The 16,984-nt window shown below is 61.3% G+C and carries 16 protein-coding genes; 12 read left to right on the top strand and 4 right to left on the bottom strand.

Annotated elements, in window-relative coordinates; genetic code table 11:
- Positions 1 to 192: 192 nt before the first annotated feature.
- From panB to CKW07_RS14505, 8 genes are all read left to right on the top strand, one after another.
- On the top strand, positions 193 to 993 hold the full coding sequence (panB, locus tag CKW07_RS14540) for a 3-methyl-2-oxobutanoate hydroxymethyltransferase (protein ID WP_095145512.1): 801 nt from the start codon (positions 193 to 195) through the stop codon (positions 991 to 993).
- Entirely contained in the window at positions 990 to 1,850 is an 861-nt protein-coding gene (gene panC / locus CKW07_RS14535; protein ID WP_095145511.1) for a pantoate--beta-alanine ligase, read from the top strand. The genes panB and panC overlap by 4 nt, the downstream gene beginning before the upstream one ends.
- A gap of 137 nt (positions 1,851 to 1,987) precedes the next feature.
- The gene (gene panD / locus CKW07_RS14530; protein ID WP_095145510.1) at positions 1,988 to 2,368 is read left to right on the top strand and encodes an aspartate 1-decarboxylase; all 381 of its coding nucleotides are present in this window, start codon (positions 1,988 to 1,990) and stop codon (positions 2,366 to 2,368) included.
- A 240-nt stretch (positions 2,369 to 2,608) separates the two neighbouring features.
- Complete coding sequence (gene pgi, locus CKW07_RS14525) at positions 2,609 to 4,273, top strand: glucose-6-phosphate isomerase (RefSeq protein WP_095145509.1); 1,665 nt, start codon at positions 2,609 to 2,611, stop codon at positions 4,271 to 4,273.
- 139 nt (positions 4,274 to 4,412) lie between these two features.
- Positions 4,413 to 6,350, top strand: coding sequence for an acetate--CoA ligase (acs, locus tag CKW07_RS14520; RefSeq protein ID WP_095145508.1), 1,938 nt, complete (start codon positions 4,413 to 4,415; stop codon positions 6,348 to 6,350).
- A 50-nt stretch (positions 6,351 to 6,400) separates the two neighbouring features.
- Positions 6,401 to 7,273 (top strand): oxygenase MpaB family protein, encoded by an 873-nt coding sequence (locus tag CKW07_RS14515; protein ID WP_095145507.1) that lies wholly within the window; start codon positions 6,401 to 6,403, stop codon positions 7,271 to 7,273.
- Positions 7,274 to 7,447: 174 nt separating this feature from the next.
- On the top strand, positions 7,448 to 8,464 hold the full coding sequence (locus tag CKW07_RS14510; RefSeq protein WP_095145506.1) for a class I SAM-dependent rRNA methyltransferase: 1,017 nt from the start codon (positions 7,448 to 7,450) through the stop codon (positions 8,462 to 8,464).
- Positions 8,465 to 8,557: 93 nt separating this feature from the next.
- Entirely contained in the window at positions 8,558 to 11,518 is a 2,961-nt protein-coding gene (locus CKW07_RS14505) for a DUF748 domain-containing protein (RefSeq protein WP_095145505.1), read from the top strand.
- A gap of 155 nt (positions 11,519 to 11,673) precedes the next feature.
- Here CKW07_RS14505 and CKW07_RS14500 read toward each other — a convergent pair whose 3' ends face one another.
- Positions 11,674 to 12,030, bottom strand: a complete 357-nt coding sequence (locus CKW07_RS14500) for a BON domain-containing protein (RefSeq protein ID WP_095080816.1) — start codon at positions 12,028 to 12,030, stop codon at positions 11,674 to 11,676.
- Between the two features lie 300 nt (positions 12,031 to 12,330).
- Entirely contained in the window at positions 12,331 to 12,747 is a 417-nt protein-coding gene (locus CKW07_RS14495; RefSeq protein WP_095145504.1) for a pilin, read from the bottom strand.
- Between the two features lie 329 nt (positions 12,748 to 13,076).
- On the opposite strand from CKW07_RS14495, the gene CKW07_RS14490 reads away from it, so the two are divergent.
- From CKW07_RS14490 to yacG, 4 genes are read left to right on the top strand one after another with little or no spacing between them, the layout of a single operon-like run.
- The gene (locus CKW07_RS14490; RefSeq protein WP_095145503.1) at positions 13,077 to 14,294 is read left to right on the top strand and encodes a type II secretion system F family protein; all 1,218 of its coding nucleotides are present in this window, start codon (positions 13,077 to 13,079) and stop codon (positions 14,292 to 14,294) included.
- Positions 14,295 to 14,296: 2 nt separating this feature from the next.
- Positions 14,297 to 15,169 carry an A24 family peptidase gene (locus CKW07_RS14485; RefSeq protein WP_095145502.1) on the top strand — a complete coding sequence of 291 codons (873 nt, stop codon included), beginning with the start codon at positions 14,297 to 14,299 and terminating at the stop codon, positions 15,167 to 15,169.
- Positions 15,166 to 15,789 carry a dephospho-CoA kinase gene (gene coaE, locus CKW07_RS14480; protein WP_095145501.1) on the top strand — a complete coding sequence of 208 codons (624 nt, stop codon included), beginning with the start codon at positions 15,166 to 15,168 and terminating at the stop codon, positions 15,787 to 15,789. Before CKW07_RS14485 ends, coaE begins: the two co-directional genes overlap by 4 nt.
- Positions 15,786 to 15,986: a DNA gyrase inhibitor YacG gene (gene yacG / locus CKW07_RS14475; protein WP_095080809.1), complete on the top strand. Its 201-nt coding sequence runs from the start codon at positions 15,786 to 15,788 to the stop codon at positions 15,984 to 15,986. The genes coaE and yacG overlap by 4 nt, the downstream gene beginning before the upstream one ends.
- 9 nt (positions 15,987 to 15,995) lie before the next feature.
- On the opposite strand, the gene CKW07_RS14470 is transcribed toward yacG, so the two are convergent.
- Positions 15,996 to 16,211: a hypothetical protein gene (locus CKW07_RS14470; RefSeq protein ID WP_095145500.1), complete on the bottom strand. Its 216-nt coding sequence runs from the start codon at positions 16,209 to 16,211 to the stop codon at positions 15,996 to 15,998.
- 63 nt (positions 16,212 to 16,274) lie between these two features.
- Positions 16,275 to 16,961 carry an energy-coupling factor ABC transporter permease gene (locus tag CKW07_RS14465; RefSeq protein ID WP_095145499.1) on the bottom strand — a complete coding sequence of 229 codons (687 nt, stop codon included), beginning with the start codon at positions 16,959 to 16,961 and terminating at the stop codon, positions 16,275 to 16,277.
- Between the last annotated feature and the right edge of the window lie 23 nt (positions 16,962 to 16,984).

The following is a 16,984-nucleotide window of genomic DNA, read 5'->3' as shown; positions in this document are numbered from 1 at the left end:
CTTGCGGTAACACATCCAATTGACTTCCCGAGTTCTCCTCACGACTATAGGCGTCCCGCTGCCGCCAACACGGCACTAAAGGGCGCCATCCAGGCTTTTCAAGCACGACAAAAGACCGTGCGCCTGAGTAAATGAAGAATCACGCGCGTTACTCGCAGTAGTTTTCCAAGCGCCTGAATGAGGATCCTTTACATGCCAGCTATTACCCTCACCACCCTGCAGAGCCTCAAGCAGAAAGGTGAAAAGATCAGCATGCTGACCTGCTATGACGCTACCTTCGCTCACGCCTGCAATGAAGCCGGCGTTGACGTGTTACTGGTGGGCGACTCCCTCGGCATGGTATTGCAGGGACATGACAGCACCCTGCCCGTGACCACCGCCGAAATGGCGTACCACGTCGCGGCAGTCAAGCGCGGTAACACCGATGCCTTGATCCTCGCGGACCTGCCGTTCATGGCCTATGCCACCAATGAGCAAGCCATGGTCAACAGCGCCCTGTTGATGCAGGCCGGCGCGCACATGGTCAAAGTCGAAGGCGCGTTGTGGCTGGCCGACTCGATTCGCCTGCTGGCCGAACGCGGTATTCCAGTCTGTGCCCACATGGGGCTGACCCCACAGTCGGTGAACATTCTGGGCGGCTATAAAGTCCAGGGCCGCAATGAAAACCAGGCACGGCAGATGCGTGCCGACGCCATCGCGCTGGAACAGGCCGGCGCGGCGATGCTGCTGCTCGAATGCGTACCGAGCGAGCTGGCCGCAGAAATCACCCAGGCCGTGAAGATCCCCGTGATCGGCATCGGTGCCGGCAACGCCACCGACGGCCAGGTCCTGGTCCTGCACGACATGCTGGGCTTGTCGCTCACCGGTCGCGCGCCCAAGTTCGTGAAAAACTTCATGGCAGGCCAGAACAGCATCCAGGCGGCCCTGAGCGCCTACGTCAGCGAAGTCAAAGCCGCGACCTTCCCGGGCGCTGAACACGGATTCTCGGCATGAACACCGTCAAGACCGTACGCGAACTGCGTGCCGCCGTAGCCCGCGCCCGCAGCGAAGGCAAACGCATCGGCTTCGTGCCAACCATGGGCAACCTGCACAGCGGCCACGTTGCACTGGTGACCAAGGCCGCCCAGCGGGTGGATTTCGTGGTGGCGAGCATTTTCGTCAACCCGCTGCAGTTCGGCGCTGGCGAAGACCTCGACAAGTACCCGCGAACCCTCGCCGCCGACCAGGAGCAACTGCTCCAGGCTGGCTGCCACCTGCTGTTCGCGCCAAGCGTCGAAGAAATGTACCCAGACGGCATGGCCGGCCAGACCCGCGTCAGCGTTCCACAGCTGGCTGAAGGCCTGTGCGGCGCCAGCCGTCCCGGGCATTTCGAAGGCGTGGCGACCGTGGTCAGCAAACTGTTCAACATGGTCCAGCCGGACCTGGCGGTCTTCGGTCAGAAAGACTACCAGCAGCTGGCGGTGATTCGTGCCCTGGTTCATGACCTGAACATGCCGATCCAGATCATCGGCGAACCGACCGTACGGGCCGCCGATGGCTTGGCGCTGTCTTCGCGCAATGGCTTCCTCAGCCAAGAGCAACGTACCGTCGCGCCCGTGGTGTATCGCACGCTGAGTGAAATCGCCGAGGCCATCAAGCACGGTGAACGGGATTACCCGGCACTGCTGGCCGGGAAAGTCGAGCAGTTGCAGGCCGCCGGTTTGCGCCCTGACTACCTGGAAATCCGCCATGGGCTGACCCTGCGTCCGGCCACGGCGCAGGATCGCGACCTGGTCATTCTGGTGGCCGCCTTCCTGGGCACCACCCGACTGATCGACAACCTGCACCTGAACCTCGACTTACCTGCCTGAACACGGCAAGACAACGGTGGGATGTACCCGTGCCAAGGGGGCCGCGCGCCCTCCTGGCACAACGCACCCGCTGTATTGCCGGCCGCAAAGGCTTCGGGCAAACTGCCCGCCGTTCGGATCAGCCCAAGGAATCACTCATGCACGCCATCATGCTCAAGGCCAAGCTCCATCGCGCCGAAGTTACCCACGCTGTGCTCGACTACGAAGGCTCTTGCGCCATCGACGGCGAGTGGCTGGACTTGTCCGGGATCCGTGAATACGAACAGATCCAGATCTACAACGTCGACAACGGCGAGCGCTTCACCACCTACGCCATTCGTGGCGAAGAAGGCTCGCGCATGATCTCGGTCAACGGTGCCGCGGCGCACAAGGCCAAGGTCGGCGACCGGGTGATCATCTGCGCCTACGCGCATTACAGCGAAGCCGAGCTGCTGGATTTCAAGCCACGCATGCTCTACATGGCGCCAGGCAATGAACTGAGCCACACCAGCAACGCCATCCCGGTCCAGGTCGCCTGAACCCTCCCCCGTACTCTGCACACAGAAAATCCGTCCGACACTCCGATACGCCGGTACAAAATGGTACCGGTCGCGGGTCGGACAACGCCAAGACAGATCTTGCGCCAAGGTTTACTGTTAGCGCCCTGCACTATTTAATCGTTTATTCGCAGTTTGACCGGACAATGCCTGCCTTCGGACAGCACATTCCGGGTTTTTCAGTGTCCTAAAGGCAGTTCAAGTAAAAGGAAACCCGCAGCGATGGCGTATTACCGCACTCCTCAAGACGTTACCGCTCTGCCAGCCTGGCAGGCGCTGAATGATCACCGCCAGGCCATGCAGGATTTCAGCATGCGCGAAGCGTTCAATGCCGATCCGCAGCGCTTCACGCAATTCACCCTCAGCAGCTGTGGATTGTTTCTGGATTATTCGAAAAACCTGATCACCGCCGAAACGCGCAACCTGCTGGTGGGCCTGGCGAACGAAGTAGGCCTGCAGGACGCGATCAAGGCATTGTTCAGCGGCGAGATCGTCAACGCCTCCGAAGGCCGTCCGGCCCTGCACACCGCCCTGCGTCGCCCGGTGGGCGACAAGTTGTCGGTCAACGGCGTCAACGTGATGCCGGACGTGCACAAGGTACTGAACCAGATCACCGATCTGGTCGGCCGCATTCATGACGGTCTGTGGCGTGGCTACACCGAGAAGCCGATCACCGACGTGGTGAACATCGGCATCGGTGGCTCGTTCCTCGGCCCCGAACTGGTCTCCGAAGCGCTGCTGTCCTACGCCCAGAAAGGCGTGCGCTGCCACTACCTGGCGAACATCGACGGCAGTGAATTCCACGAGCTGACCCTGAAGCTGCGGGCCGAGACCACGCTGTTCATTGTTTCCTCAAAGTCTTTCAATACCCTCGAAACCCTGAAAAACGCCCAGGCCGCACGTGCCTGGTACCTGGCTCAGGGTGGCTCGGAAGCCGAGCTGTATCGCCACTTCATCGCCGTATCGAGCAACAACGCCGCCGCCGTGGCCTTCGGTATCCGCGAAGAGAACATCTTCCCGATGTGGGACTGGGTCGGCGGGCGTTACTCGCTGTGGTCGGCCATCGGCCTGCCGATTGCCCTGGCCATTGGCATGTCCAACTTCAAGGAACTGCTGTCCGGCGCCTACACCATGGACCAGCACTTCCAGACGGCTCCGTTCGAACAGAACATGCCGGTGCTGATGGCCTTGCTGGGTGTGTGGTACGGCAATTTCTGGGGCGCGCAAAGTCACGCGATCCTGCCGTACGACCACTACCTGCGCAACATCACCAAGCACTTGCAGCAACTGGACATGGAATCCAACGGCAAGAGCGTGCGCCAGGACGGCACACCGGTCTCCACCGATACCGGTCCGGTGATCTGGGGTGGCGTGGGCTGCAACGGCCAGCACGCCTATCACCAGTTGCTGCACCAGGGCACCCAGTTGATCCCGGCTGACTTCATTGTGCCTATCGTCAGCTTCAACCCGGTGTCCGACCACCACCAGTGGCTGTATGCCAACTGCCTGTCGCAAAGCCAGGCCCTGATGCTGGGCAAAACCCGCAGCGAGGCCGAAGCAGAACTGCGTGACAAGGGCATGAGCGACGCCGACGTGCAGAAACTGGCCGCACACAAGGTGATCCCGGGCAACCGTCCGAGCAACACCCTGGTGCTTGAGCGCATCAGCCCGCGCCGCCTGGGTGCGCTGGTGGCCCTGTATGAGCACAAGGTGTTTGTGCAAAGCGTGGTCTGGGGCATCAATGCCTTTGACCAGTGGGGCGTGGAATTGGGCAAAGAACTGGGTAAAGGCGTCTACAACCGTCTGGTGGGCAGCGACGAAGCGCCTGCCGATGATGCGTCCACCCAAGGCCTGATCAACTACTTCCGTGGTCGTCACCGCGGCTGATCCAGCGCCGAACCCTGTGGGAGAGAGCCGGGCGGCGTTCCGCCTGCTCGCTCCCACACTGGATCCATGTACAACTTGAACCCGATAGTCACTCGGCGCATCTTTATTCCTTGTCGCAAAACAAGAATAAGGAGCCGTCATGTTCGATATCAGCACCTTCCCCATCGCCGATGCCGTCCGCCGGGCTGCACAGCTGAGTCAGGACGACTATCAGCGCCTGTACCGCCAATCCATCGAGCAACCCGACACCTTCTGGGCCGAACAGGCCAGGCGCTTCCTCGACTGGACCAGCCCCTGGCAAACCGTTCAGCAATCAGACATCAGGACCGGCAAGGCCCAGTGGTTCGCCGGCGGCCAGCTTAACGTCAGCTACAACTGCATTGACCGCCACCTGGCCAAACGCAGCGAACAGACCGCGATCATCTGGGAAGGCGACGATCCGGCCGAATCGGTGCATATCACCTACCAGAAACTGCATCACTGCGTTTGCCGCCTGGCCAACGTGCTGAAAAGCCGTGGCGTGAAGAAAGGCGACCGGGTGTGCATCTACATGCCGATGATCCCGGAGGCCGCCTATGCCATGCTCGCCTGCGCGCGCATTGGCGCGGTACATTCAGTCGTCTTCGGCGGGTTTTCTCCCGACTCCCTGCGCGACCGGATCCTTGATGCCGATTGCCGCACCGTGATTACCGCTGACGAAGGGGTGCGTGGCGGTAAATATGTACCGCTCAAACAGAACGTCGATAACGCCCTGCTCAGTTGCCCGGCGGTCAGCACCGTCATCGTGGTTGAACGCACCCAGCGCGAGGTCAATTGGGTCGAGGGGCGCGACCTCTGGTATCACCAGGCGCTGCGCGATGTCAGCGGCCATTGCCCGCCCGAGCCGATGGACGCCGAAGACCCGCTGTTCATCCTCTACACCTCCGGCAGCACCGGCAAACCCAAGGGAGTGCTGCACACCACCGGTGGTTACCTGCTGCAAGCGGCGATGACGTTCAAGTACGTGCTCGACTACCGCGACGGTGAAGTGTTCTGGTGCACCGCCGACGTTGGCTGGGTCACGGGGCACAGCTACATCGTCTACGGCCCGCTGGCCAACGGTGCCACCACGTTGATCTTCGAAGGCGTGCCGAGCTACCCGAGTACCTCGCGCTTCTGGCAAGTCATCGACAAGCACAAAGTGAACATCTTCTACACCGCCCCGACCGCCCTGCGCGCATTGATGCGTGAAGGCCCTGAGCCGTTGAAAGAAACTTCCCGCGCCAGCCTCAGACTGCTCGGCACCGTCGGTGAGCCGATCAACCCGGAAGCCTGGGAGTGGTACTTCAATGCGGTGGGCGAGCAGCGTTGTCCGATCGTCGATACCTGGTGGCAGACCGAAACCGGCGGCATCATGCTCAGCCCCTTGGTCAGCACACAGCGGATCAAACCCGGCTGCGCGACCCAGCCGATGTTCGGCGTGCAACCGGTGCTGCTCGACGAGCAAGGCAAGGAAATCAGCGGCCCCGGCAGCGGCGTGCTGGCGTTGAAATCCAGCTGGCCGGCTCAGATCCGCAGCGTCTATGGTGACCCGCAACGGATGGTCGATACCTACTTCAAACCTTACCCCGGCTACTATTTCACCGGCGACGGTGCCCGCCGCGACGAGGATGGCGATTACTGGATCACCGGACGCATCGATGACGTGATCAACGTTTCCGGCCACCGCATCGGCACGGCCGAGGTCGAAAGCGCGCTGGTGCTGCACGACAGCATCGCCGAAGCCGCGGTGGTCGGTTACCCCCACGATGTCAAAGGCCAGGGCATCTATGCCTTCGTCACCCCGATGAACGGCACCGAACCGGACGAGGCCCTGAAAAAAGAACTGCTGGCCTACGTCAGCAAGGAAATCGGCAGTTTCGCCAAACCGGACCTGATCCAGTGGGCGCCAGCCTTGCCGAAAACCCGCTCGGGCAAGATCATGCGGCGTATCCTGCGCAAGATCGCCTGCAATGAACTCGACAGCCTCGGCGACACCTCGACCCTGGCCGATCCAAGCGTGGTCGAGGGATTGATCGACAAGCGCCTGAACCCGTAATCCACGCGCGGCCAGCAATGGTCGCGCCTTCTTTCTATCACTGAGTCGCCATGGAATTCATTCGCACCCGCATCGAAACCCAGATCATGAGCCTGAGCGGTCTTTCCCTGGGCAAACTCGACCTGGAGAACCCCAAGGGCGACCCCGGCCTCTTCGGTCCCGACTCGGTCAGCTGGCAGGTACACGGCGACTTCAGCAGCATGCTCATCGGCGGCATCAGTGCCTTGATGCAGCAGGCCCTGCACCCATTGGCCCTGGCCGGCGTCTGGGATCACTCGAACTTTCGCGAGGACATGCTCGGACGCCTGCGCCGCACCGGGCAATTCATCTCCGGCACCACCTTCGGCTCGCGACAGGACGCCGACTGGCTGATCGAGAAAGTCCGTACCATTCACCTGCAAGTGACCGGCACCGCGCCCGATGGCCGACCCTACGCCGCCAGCGATCCCGACCTGCTGACCTGGGTGCATGTGGCCGAGGTCAGCAACTTCCTCGCCGCCCATTTGCGTTATCGCAATCCACACCTTGCACCCGCTGATCAGGACCGCTACTACGCTGAAATCGCCTTGGTCGCCGAGCGTCTGGGCGCCCGCGATGTACCGCGCTCGCGCCGAGATGTCGCCGACTACCTTGAACGAATCCGCCCGCAGTTATTGTGCGATGAACGCAGCCGCGAGGTGTTGCGCCTGCTGTTGAACGCCCCGTCCCCCAGCCGTCTGGCCAAGCCCTTTGGCGGGCTGATGATGCAGGCCGGGATCGACCTGCTGCCTGATTGGGCCAGTACCATGCTGGGTGTCAGTCAGAGCCCCATCCAGCGCAAGCTGATACGCGCCAGCGTCAACCGCAGCGCGCCGATGCTGCGCTGGGCCGTGCGCAACGGTTCGATACAACGGGCCAGGCGGAGAATGGGCCTGTCAGGCTGAGCCCTTGACCCATCAGCCGGGGTACTTTCAGATCGATCCCGGCCGTAGATTTTACGGGCGCTGCTCGCCCGAACGGGAGCAAGCTCCCTCGCCACAGGGGAACGATCAGCGACAAGTGCTTCAGCGTCCAAGCTGTTAAACTCTCGCGCCAAATTCCCCAGCAAGGCGCTTCGCATGTCTTCCTTGAATCAGGCGCTGCGCGCCGCCCTCGATCATCGCCAAGACTTGCTCGCCGAACTGCACGCGCAAGGCACGGACTGCTACCGCCTGTTCCATGGCAGCCAGGAAGGCGCTGGCGGCCTGACCATCGACCGTTACGGCCCGCAACTGCTGGTGCAAAGTTTTCACCAGTCGCTGGAGCGCGAAACGCTGTTGCAACTGCACGAAGCCATCAATCAACACCTGGGCCTCGACTTGCTGCTGGTCTATAACGACCGTTCCCGGGGCAACTCGCGGATCGACCGTGAAGACACGGTTTATCGTGCCGACGAAGCCGCCCTTGCCGACCAGATCGGCCACGAATGGGGTCTGAACTACCGAGTTCGCGGCCGCCATGCCGGGCAGGACCCTCTGTTGTTTCTCGACCTGCGCAACGCCCGTGGCTGGGTCAAGGAACACAGTGCCGGCAAAAGCGTACTGAACCTGTTTGCCTACACCTGCGGCGTTGGCCTGAGCGCCGCGGCCGGCGGTGCGCGTGAAGTGTGCAACCTGGATTTCGCCGAGGGTAATCTGGCGGTCGGCCGTGAGAACGGCCTGCTCAATCCGCAACTGCCCACCATGCAGTTCGTGCAGTCCGACTACTTTCCAGCCATCCGCCAGCTCGCCGGCTTGCCCATCAGCCAGCGGCGCGGGCAAAAGCTGCCCAGCTACCCGCGCCTGGAGCAACGCCAATATGACCTGGTGCTGCTCGACCCGCCGGCATGGGCCAAAAGCGCATTCGGCACGGTTGACCTGCTGCGCGACTATCAGAGCCTGCTCAAACCGGCCTTGCTGGCCACGGCCGAAGATGGTGTGCTGATCTGCTGCAACAACCTGGCAAAAGTCAGCATGGACGATTGGCGCGAGCAGGTGCTGCGCTGCGCGGAAAAAGCCGGGCGCCCCGTGCGCGACTGGAAGGTGCTGACACCGGGTAGCGACTTTCCATCAATGGACCAGCAACCACCGCTCAAGACCCTGATTTTGCAGCTGTGAAATCCCCGGCAAAATCTGAACATTGCTGATCAAGGTCATTGCTTTGGAACCAGAGTCGCATGCCATACTCCAAGGCACTTCCGATTCAGACAGATGAAGCCACACATGCCCAAAGGATTGATTCGCGCCATCGGCGCCTTGTTGACTGCTCTGGCCCTCTACAGCTTGCTGGGTTTTCTGATTTTGCCGGGCATCGCCCTGCGGGTCGCCAATCAGCAATTGGCCCACTACGCAACGGTGCCCGCGAGCATCCAGCGGATCGAACTCAACCCCTTCAGCCTTGAGCTGACCGTGTGGGGCTTGAACATCGGGGAACCCGGCAACGAGCAAGTCGGGTTCGAGCGTTTGTACGCCGACCTGCAACTCGACAGCCTCTGGACCCGCGCTGTGCACCTGGCTGACGTGCAACTGGACAAGCCGAAGACCGCGCTCCTGTTCAGCAAGGACGGCGGCCTGAACCTCACCCAACTGTTCAAGTTGCCGGTCAGTGAGCCGACACCCGCCGACCCGGATGCCCAGCCTTTTCCGCTGCGCATCGACCGCATCGACCTGAACCGCGGCTATGTGCACTTCCAGGATCTGCGCCCCAGCGAGCCGATCGAGTTCATCTACGACAAACTTGATTTCGAGCTCAAACACCTCAGTACCCTGCCCGACGACAACGCCGACATGAATCTGGTTGCCATCGGCCCGGCGGGGGGCAAGGTGGAGTGGACCGGCAACATCAGCCTGGTGCCCATCGCCTCGCAAGGCAACCTGAAAATCACCGACGGCAAGATGAAGTCCTTCTGGCCCTATGTCCGAGATGCGCTGCCGCTGGTCCTTGAAGACGGCGTCCTCAGCCTGAGCACCGACTACACGCTCAACCTGGCCAAGGAAACCGAGTTGCTGCTGAGCAATGCCTCGGTCAATGTCGCCCCCTTTGCCATGAAGACTCCGGATGGTCGACCGCTGGTGCGCCTGGAGCGCCTGGACGTCAGTGAAACCACCGTCGACCTGGCCAAACAGCAAGTGGTCGTTGGCAAGATCCGCAGCCAGAAACTCGAAACCTGGGCCGCCCGCGAAGCCGATGGCCAACTCGACTGGCAGAAACTCTTTGCCAGTCAACCGGCCAAGCCTGCGGTAAAAGCCCAGGCCAGCAGCGCTCCGGCGACCGTCGACGCACCGGCACCCGCAGCAACACCGGAGCCTGTCGCGCCGAGCAAACCCTGGCAGGTGCTGCTCAAGGATGTTGAGTTGCGCAACTATCAGGTGCATCTGGCCGATCGCCAGGCAACACCTGCGGTCGCGCTGGAACTGGGCCCGCTGAACCTGGACCTGAAGAACTTCGATAGCCTCAATGGCTCGCCCTTTACCCTCAAGCTCGACACCGGCCTGGGCAAGCAAGGCAAGCTGATGGCTGAGGGCGAGGTCAACCTGGCGCCCATCAGCGCTCAGCTCAAGGTCAAGACCCAGGACATCGACCTGCGTGTCGCCCAGTCCTACATCAACCCGTTCATTCTCCTGGAACTGCGTTCCGGGATGCTCGGCAGCGACCTGGCCGTCAACCTGAAAAGCACTGAGCCCCTGGCGTTCAACGTCACCGGCAAGGCCCAGGTCGATCAGTTGCACACCCTCGACACCTTGAAGTCCCGCGACTTTCTCAAATGGCAGAAAGTCATGGTCGAAGGTCTGAACTACCAGCATGGCGACAGCCTGTCGATCGACCGGATCAACCTGCAGCAACCCTATGCGCGCTTCATGATCAACGAAGACCGCACCACCAACATCGATGACCTGCTGATCCCGCAACCGGCCGACAGCGGCGCCAAGACCGGCGCGGCGAAACCCGCCGCGAGCAAGGACAAGCCGCTGGGCATCCACATCGGCGGCATTGCGATCAACGACGGCTCGGCCAACTTCGCCGACTTCAGCCTGACGCCCAACTTCGCCACCGCCATCCAGCAACTCAACGGCCAGATCGGCACCATCGACAGTCGCCAGGCCAAACCTGCCAGCGTTGACGTCAAAGGCAAGGTGGACCGCTACGCCCCGGTGACCATCAAGGGTAGCGTCAACCCGTTCGACCCGATGGCGGCACTGGATATTGCCACCAGTTTCAAACGGGTCGAACTGACCACCCTGACGCCCTACTCCGGCAAATTCGCCGGCTACCGGATCCGCAAGGGCCGGCTCAACCTCGACCTGCATTACCTGATCACCAAGGGCCAGCTCAAGGCAGAGAACAAAGTGGTGGTCGAACAGCTGGAACTGGGTGAGAAAGTCGACAGCCCGGACGCCGTGAGCCTGCCGCTGAAACTGGCGGTCGCCCTGCTCAAGGATGTCGACGGCAAGATCTCCATCGAACTTCCAGTCACCGGCGACCTGAACAACCCACAATTCAGCGTGATGCCGATTGTCTGGCAAACCCTGCGCAACCTGATCGTGAAGGCCGCCGCAGCCCCCTTCAAGCTCATCGGCGGGCTGGTTGCCGGTGGCGGTTCCGAGGACCTGGGCACCGTTTCGTTCGCACCAGGTTCCAGCGAGCTGAGCAAAGACGCCGAAGGCGCACTGGTCAAACTGGCCAGCGCACTCAAGGAACGCCCGGCCCTGCGCTTGGAAATCGAAGGCACCGCCGCACAAAGCAGCGACGGCCCATTGATTGCCGAGCAACGACTGGAGCGCGAGTACCAGTACACTTACTACAAAATACTCCAGCGTCGCGGCGACAAAGTGCCCGCCCAGGCCTCATTGCTGGAAGTCCCCGAGAGTGAAAAAACGCCACTGCTGGAAGGCATTTACCGCATCCGTCTGAAAACCCAGCCACCGGCCGAATGGAAGGATCTGGGCAAGGAAGAGCGTGCGGCGAAAATGCGTGAAGGGGTGATCAACTTCTGGGCTTCCAGCGACGTGCTCTTGCGCCAACTGGGCCAGGACCGCGCCAGCAGCATCAAGGACTACCTGGTGGACAAAGGCCAACTGGCCGATGACCGGGTGTACTTCATTGATGCCAACCTGGGTCAGGCCCAGAGCGATGGCCGGGTCATCACACCGATGCATCTGGACGCCGAGTAAGGGCACCGGCTCAGTGCCCCTCCCCAAAAGAACAGGCCCCGACATGCATGCCGGGGCCTGTAATGAGCACAGCCTGTGGGCTGAGAGTTGCGACAAGCGTATGGCTCGGCCCGCTTGTCGCGTCTTCTCTCGGTCCAGGCGAGAAGCCTTGCCTGTTACTGGGTTTTCAGGCCGTCAGCCGATACGGCCATGACGCCCTTGATGCTCTTGGTGATGTTCACCGCGGTGGTTTTCTGGGCGGCGGTGAGTGCGACAGTCGAGGACAATGACACGACCCCCTTGTTGGTTTCGACTTTGATGTCGGTGCCCGGAATGCCTTTCTCGGTGATCAGATCGCTTTTGACTTTGGTCGTGATCCAGGTATCGGAAGTAGCTTCGGCAGCTTTATCCATCTCTCCGGCCGCCAGCGTCATGGGTGACTGGGTGGTTTGAGTGGTCTGCGCAAAAGCAGCGTTGGCCATGGTCAGGGTCAGAGCGGTAGCCGTTGCAGCAGCGATAGCGAACTTCTTCATACGAGTAACTCCTGTTAACCAGAAAGTCTGCTGTGTGCATTCCCAGCAGGGTTAACAAGGATAGTGCGAAGGTTGTGCCAACGCCTGATCAACAGTTAAAACCTTATAAATCAATTAGTTACAAAAAATCCAACACCCCCGAAATCATGCAATTTGCATGACCCGGGTATTCTCGACATGCAAGTTGCCGGTTTTATCGCAGGACCAAGACCATGAACCCGTCGAAGTCTCATGTTCCCATCGCCCCTTCAAAAATGCCTCGTCATTTCAGGCAAGGCATCTCGAAAAACGCTCAGGCACTCAGGTGTCGCTGGCGGTACAGCCTTTAGGTGAATAGTCCGACCCAACCGTGGTCACGCAGGTCCAGCCACCGTCTTGCGTACGCGACAGGGTGATGGTTTTACTCAGCACCGCCCCCGGCGCACTGACAATCGTGCAGCCGATACTGCCAGCGCCAGTGGATGCGGTACCTGAAGCGGTGATGGCGCAGTTACTGGTGCTGGCCCGACCACCGAGCCGCTCCAGTGTCGGGTCATCGCCCTGGTTGATCACGTCCTCAAAGGGCACCTTCAGTGCCGAAATCTCGGCCAGCCCGGCAGTGACCTTGGTACGCGCCTGATACTTGGAGTACATCGGCAAGGCGACGGTCGCCAGGATGCCAATGATCGCTACCACGACGAGCAATTCGATAAGGGTAAAACCGTTTTGTTGCTTCATACATCTAGCCCCCCTGCATGAGCTGAAATCTCATGATCCGGGCTGGTCGAAGCACAGCACATGCCAACCCCTACGCCCTGTGTTTGATGGGGTCCCGCTCGTCCGCTGCCGCTCAACGGCTCTGAAAAACCGCACTAACTGACACTATTTGTCACCTCAGAGCACCCACGCCTCGCCGTCCGTTGGCTAGGCTTGCGAATCAATGACCAACTCAAGGAAGGCCGCCACGGGAACGCATCCGTCGTTTCAGGATCTACGAACCCAAGGCCTGCACAGCCGGAGGCGGCACCCGCCTTGAAGCAATCAACCCGGTCACCAAGGATTGAGCAATGGCGGTCAAAGCAGCAAAGATCAGCGTGTACACCTGGGAAGGCCGTGACAGCAAAGGCCATACCATCACCGGCGAGTTGAGCGGCCATAGCCCGGCCCTGATCAAGGCCCGGTTGCGTAAACAGGGAATTGTCCCGGGGAAGGTACGCAAGAAGTCCATCTCGCTGTTCAGCGTCACACAGCGGCCCAAGGCGCAGGATCTTGCCGTCTTCACCCGGCAGATGGCGACCATGATCAAGGCCGGGGTGCCGGTGTTGCAGTCGTTCGACATCATTGGCGAAGGTTTCGACCACCCGGGTATGCGCACCCTGGTGGGCGAACTTAAAAAGGACGTCGCGGCCGGCAGCAGCTTCGCCAATGCACTGCGCAAACAGCCGGCCTGTTTCGACGAACTCTATTGCAACCTGGTCGACGCCGGCGAACAGGCCGGCGCCCTCGACACGCTGCTGGAACGGGTCGCGACCTACAAGGAAAAGAGCGAGAGCCTCAAGGCCAGGATCAGGAACGCCATGACCTATCCGCTGGCCGTGGTCCTGGTCGCAGTGATCGTCAGTGCCATCCTGCTGATCAACGTGGTACCGCAATTCCAGTCGGTGTTTGCCGGTTTCGGCGCGCAACTGCCGGGGTTCACCCTGATGGTGATCGGCCTGTCCGAACTCCTGCAGCGCTGGTGGTGGCTGCTGCTGTCAGGGTTGATTGCCGGCGTACTGGGGCTGCGCCATGCCCATCGACGCTCACCCGGTTTTCGCGACTGGCTGGACGGCCTATGGCTGAAGCTGCCCCTGGTCGGTACGCTCGTGCGCAAGTCCTCGGTAGCCCGTTATGCCCGTACCCTGTCGACCACCTTCGCCGCCGGTGTGCCACTGGTGGAGGCGCTGAACGCCGTGGCCGGCGCGACCGGCAACAGCGTGTTCAAACGGGCGGTGCTGCGCATCAGGCAGGATGTCGCCAGCGGCATGCAGTTGAACTTCTCGATGCGTACCAGCGGCGTGTTTCCCGGCATGGCGGTGCAGATGACGGCTGTTGGCGAAGAGTCGGGAGCATTGGAGGAGATGCTCGACAACGTCGCGAGCTACTATGAAGCGGAAGTCGACTCGCTGGTCGATAATCTGACCAGCCTGATGGAACCCTTCATCATGGTGGTGCTCGGCGTTATCGTCGGCGGGCTGGTGGTTGCCATGTACCTGCCCATCTTCCAACTTGGCTCAGCGATTTGAACATGCCCTTGAGTGACTTATTCGCCGATTACCCTACAGCCTTTGCCGCCACCGCCTGCTTGCTCGGGCTGGTGATCGGCAGTTTTCTCAATGTGCTGGTCTGGCGCCTGCCGCAAATGCTCGAGCGCGAATGGCGGGAACAGGCTCGACAAGTGCTGGAGTTGCCCAGCGAAACACCGGGCCCCGCCTACAACCTGATGCTGCCGCACTCGCACTGCCCGCATTGCCAGCATCCACTGCGCGCCTGGGAAAACATTCCGCTGCTCAGCTATCTGCTCCTGCGCGGCCGCTGCTCAAGCTGCAAGGCCCCGATCAGTGCCCGTTATCCCTTGACCGAACTGGCCTGTGGCGTGCTGTCGGGATTTATCGCCTGGCACTTCGACTTCGGCTGGCAGGCGGTCATGGTGCTGGTCTTGAGCTGGGGGTTGCTGGCGCTGTGCCTGATCGACGCCGATCATCAGTTGCTGCCGGACGTGCTGGTACTGCCCTTGTTGTGGCTAGGGTTGATCGTCAACGCGTTCGGACTGTTCGTGCCGCTGCACGATGCCCTGTGGGGCGCGGTCGCGGGCTATCTGGCGTTGTGGTCGGTGTATTGGCTGTTCAAGCTGATCACCGGCAAGGAAGGCATCGGCTACGGTGACTTCAAGCTGCTGGCGCTGCTCGGCGCCTGGGGTGGCTGGCAGATCCTGCCCCTGACGATCCTGTTGTCGTCGCTGGTGGGCGCGGTCGCGGGGGTGATCTGGTTGCGCTTGAAACAGGTCGAGACCTCGACGCCGATCCCCTTCGGTCCTTATCTGGTCATTGCCGGCTGGATTGCCTTGCTCTGGGGTGGTCAAATAACTAACTTCTATTGGCAGTCTGTCGGTTTGAAATGAATACCCCTGTGGAAAAACCCTGGATTCTCGGCCTGACCGGTGGCATCGGCAGCGGCAAAAGCGCCGCGGCCCGGCACTTCATCGATCTGGGCATACACACGGTCGATGCCGACCATGCCGCCCGCTGGGTGGTAGAACCCGGTCGCCCGGCGCTGGCGCAGATTGCCGAGCACTTCGGTGCTGGCGTGCTGCAAGCCGACGGCCAGCTGGATCGCGCCGCCCTGCGTCAATTGATCTTCGAAATCCCGGATGAGCGCCGCTGGCTCGAGAAACTGCTGCACCCGCTGATTGCCCAGGAAATCGCCGCTCACCTGGCCCGCGCCCAATCGCCTTATGCGATTCTGGTCTCGCCCTTGCTGATCGAGTCCGGGCAATCGGCCATGACCCAGCGCGTGCTGGTGATCGATGCCCCGGAGCAGTTGCAGATCGAACGCACCCTGCAGCGCGACCAGACCAGCGAACAACAGGTCCAGGCAATCCTCAAGGCCCAGTCCAGCCGCCGGGATCGTCTCAGCCGCGCCGACGATGTGGTGGTCAACGACCGCGACCTCGCCTGGCTGCACAGCGAAGTCGAACGCCTGCACAACTTTTACCTTACTTTGCGTGGAGGCCAGTCATGAGCCAACCCCCTGTCGTTGTTTGTCCAACCTGCGGTGCCCCGGTTGAATGGAGCCCGTCCAGCACCTTCCGGCCATTTTGTTCGGACCGCTGCAAACTGATCGACCTGGGTGCCTGGGCCTCGGAGGAACACAAGATCCCGGTGAGCCCGGATGCCGAGGACGATCTGTTCAGCGAAGACTTCGAACCCCGCCACTGATCCCGCGGATCAGGGCCGCATGAAGCTGTAGTCCTCACCGTCATCGAGGTTCTCGGCGAGAAACTGCAGCTCATCGGCCAGATCCTCGGCATTGCGTACCGCCTTGCTCTGCTGCACCACCGCACTGAGCAAGGCGCGCAGGCTCAAACCCGGTTCAAAGCCGGCTTCCTGCGCCGATACCAGACTGTTGCGCAGCTCTTGCCTCGCCCACTCGTAAACACTCATACCGATACTCCTGAGAATTTCCCGGAGCATAAGTTCGCCTGCGCGCCAGTCCCTTGATAAGGATCAAGGCTTGTCGTCGTCCTTCCACGGCGCCGACAAGTAACGCGTACGGTTGAACGTCTCCAGCCATTCGGGGCAGAACACCACCAGCGCGCTGACGACCATGCCGTTGATGAAGGCCTCGGGGAAGATGATCAGCCACAGGTAGCCGACAAAATCCTCCAGCCACTCCGGCATCGCAAAGCGCCCGTCGAACCACAACAGCCCCAGGGCTGCCAGCAGGCAGAGCAAGGCCGAGAGCGCGGCGGCAAAAAAACCCGAGCAGAAGATGTACACAAAGGGGTTACGCGGCTGGGCACGCTCCACCAGGATCGCGCAGCCTTCGGTGACCAGCACCGGCAATAGAATCAGCAAGGCACCATTGACCCCGAGCGCCGCGAGATCCTGGCGCCCCAGCAGCACCAGCCCCAACTGGGCGACCAGGCCACCGACTATCGCCAGCGGCCAATCGAGTAGCAGGGTCACGGCGGTCATGCCGATAAAGTGATAGGACACGCCCGTCTCGAAGTCCCGTCGCACCAGCCACAGCATGAACAGCGCAAACACCGTGCCGAACAGCAAATGCTGGCGGCGACTGTCACTGAACAGTTCGACCCAGGGCGCTCGCAACGCGGCCCAGACCAGCACGGGCACGTAGATCAACCAGCCCACCGTGAGGCTTTCGGGTGACAGCAACTCGGCACCGATCATGGCTGGACACTCTCGCACCCAAC

The organism is Pseudomonas sp. Irchel s3b6, assembly GCF_900187415.1.
In the GTDB taxonomy this organism is placed as follows: Bacteria; Pseudomonadota; Gammaproteobacteria; order Pseudomonadales; family Pseudomonadaceae; genus Aquipseudomonas.
This window is presented reverse-complemented; position numbering and strand designations above follow the sequence as displayed.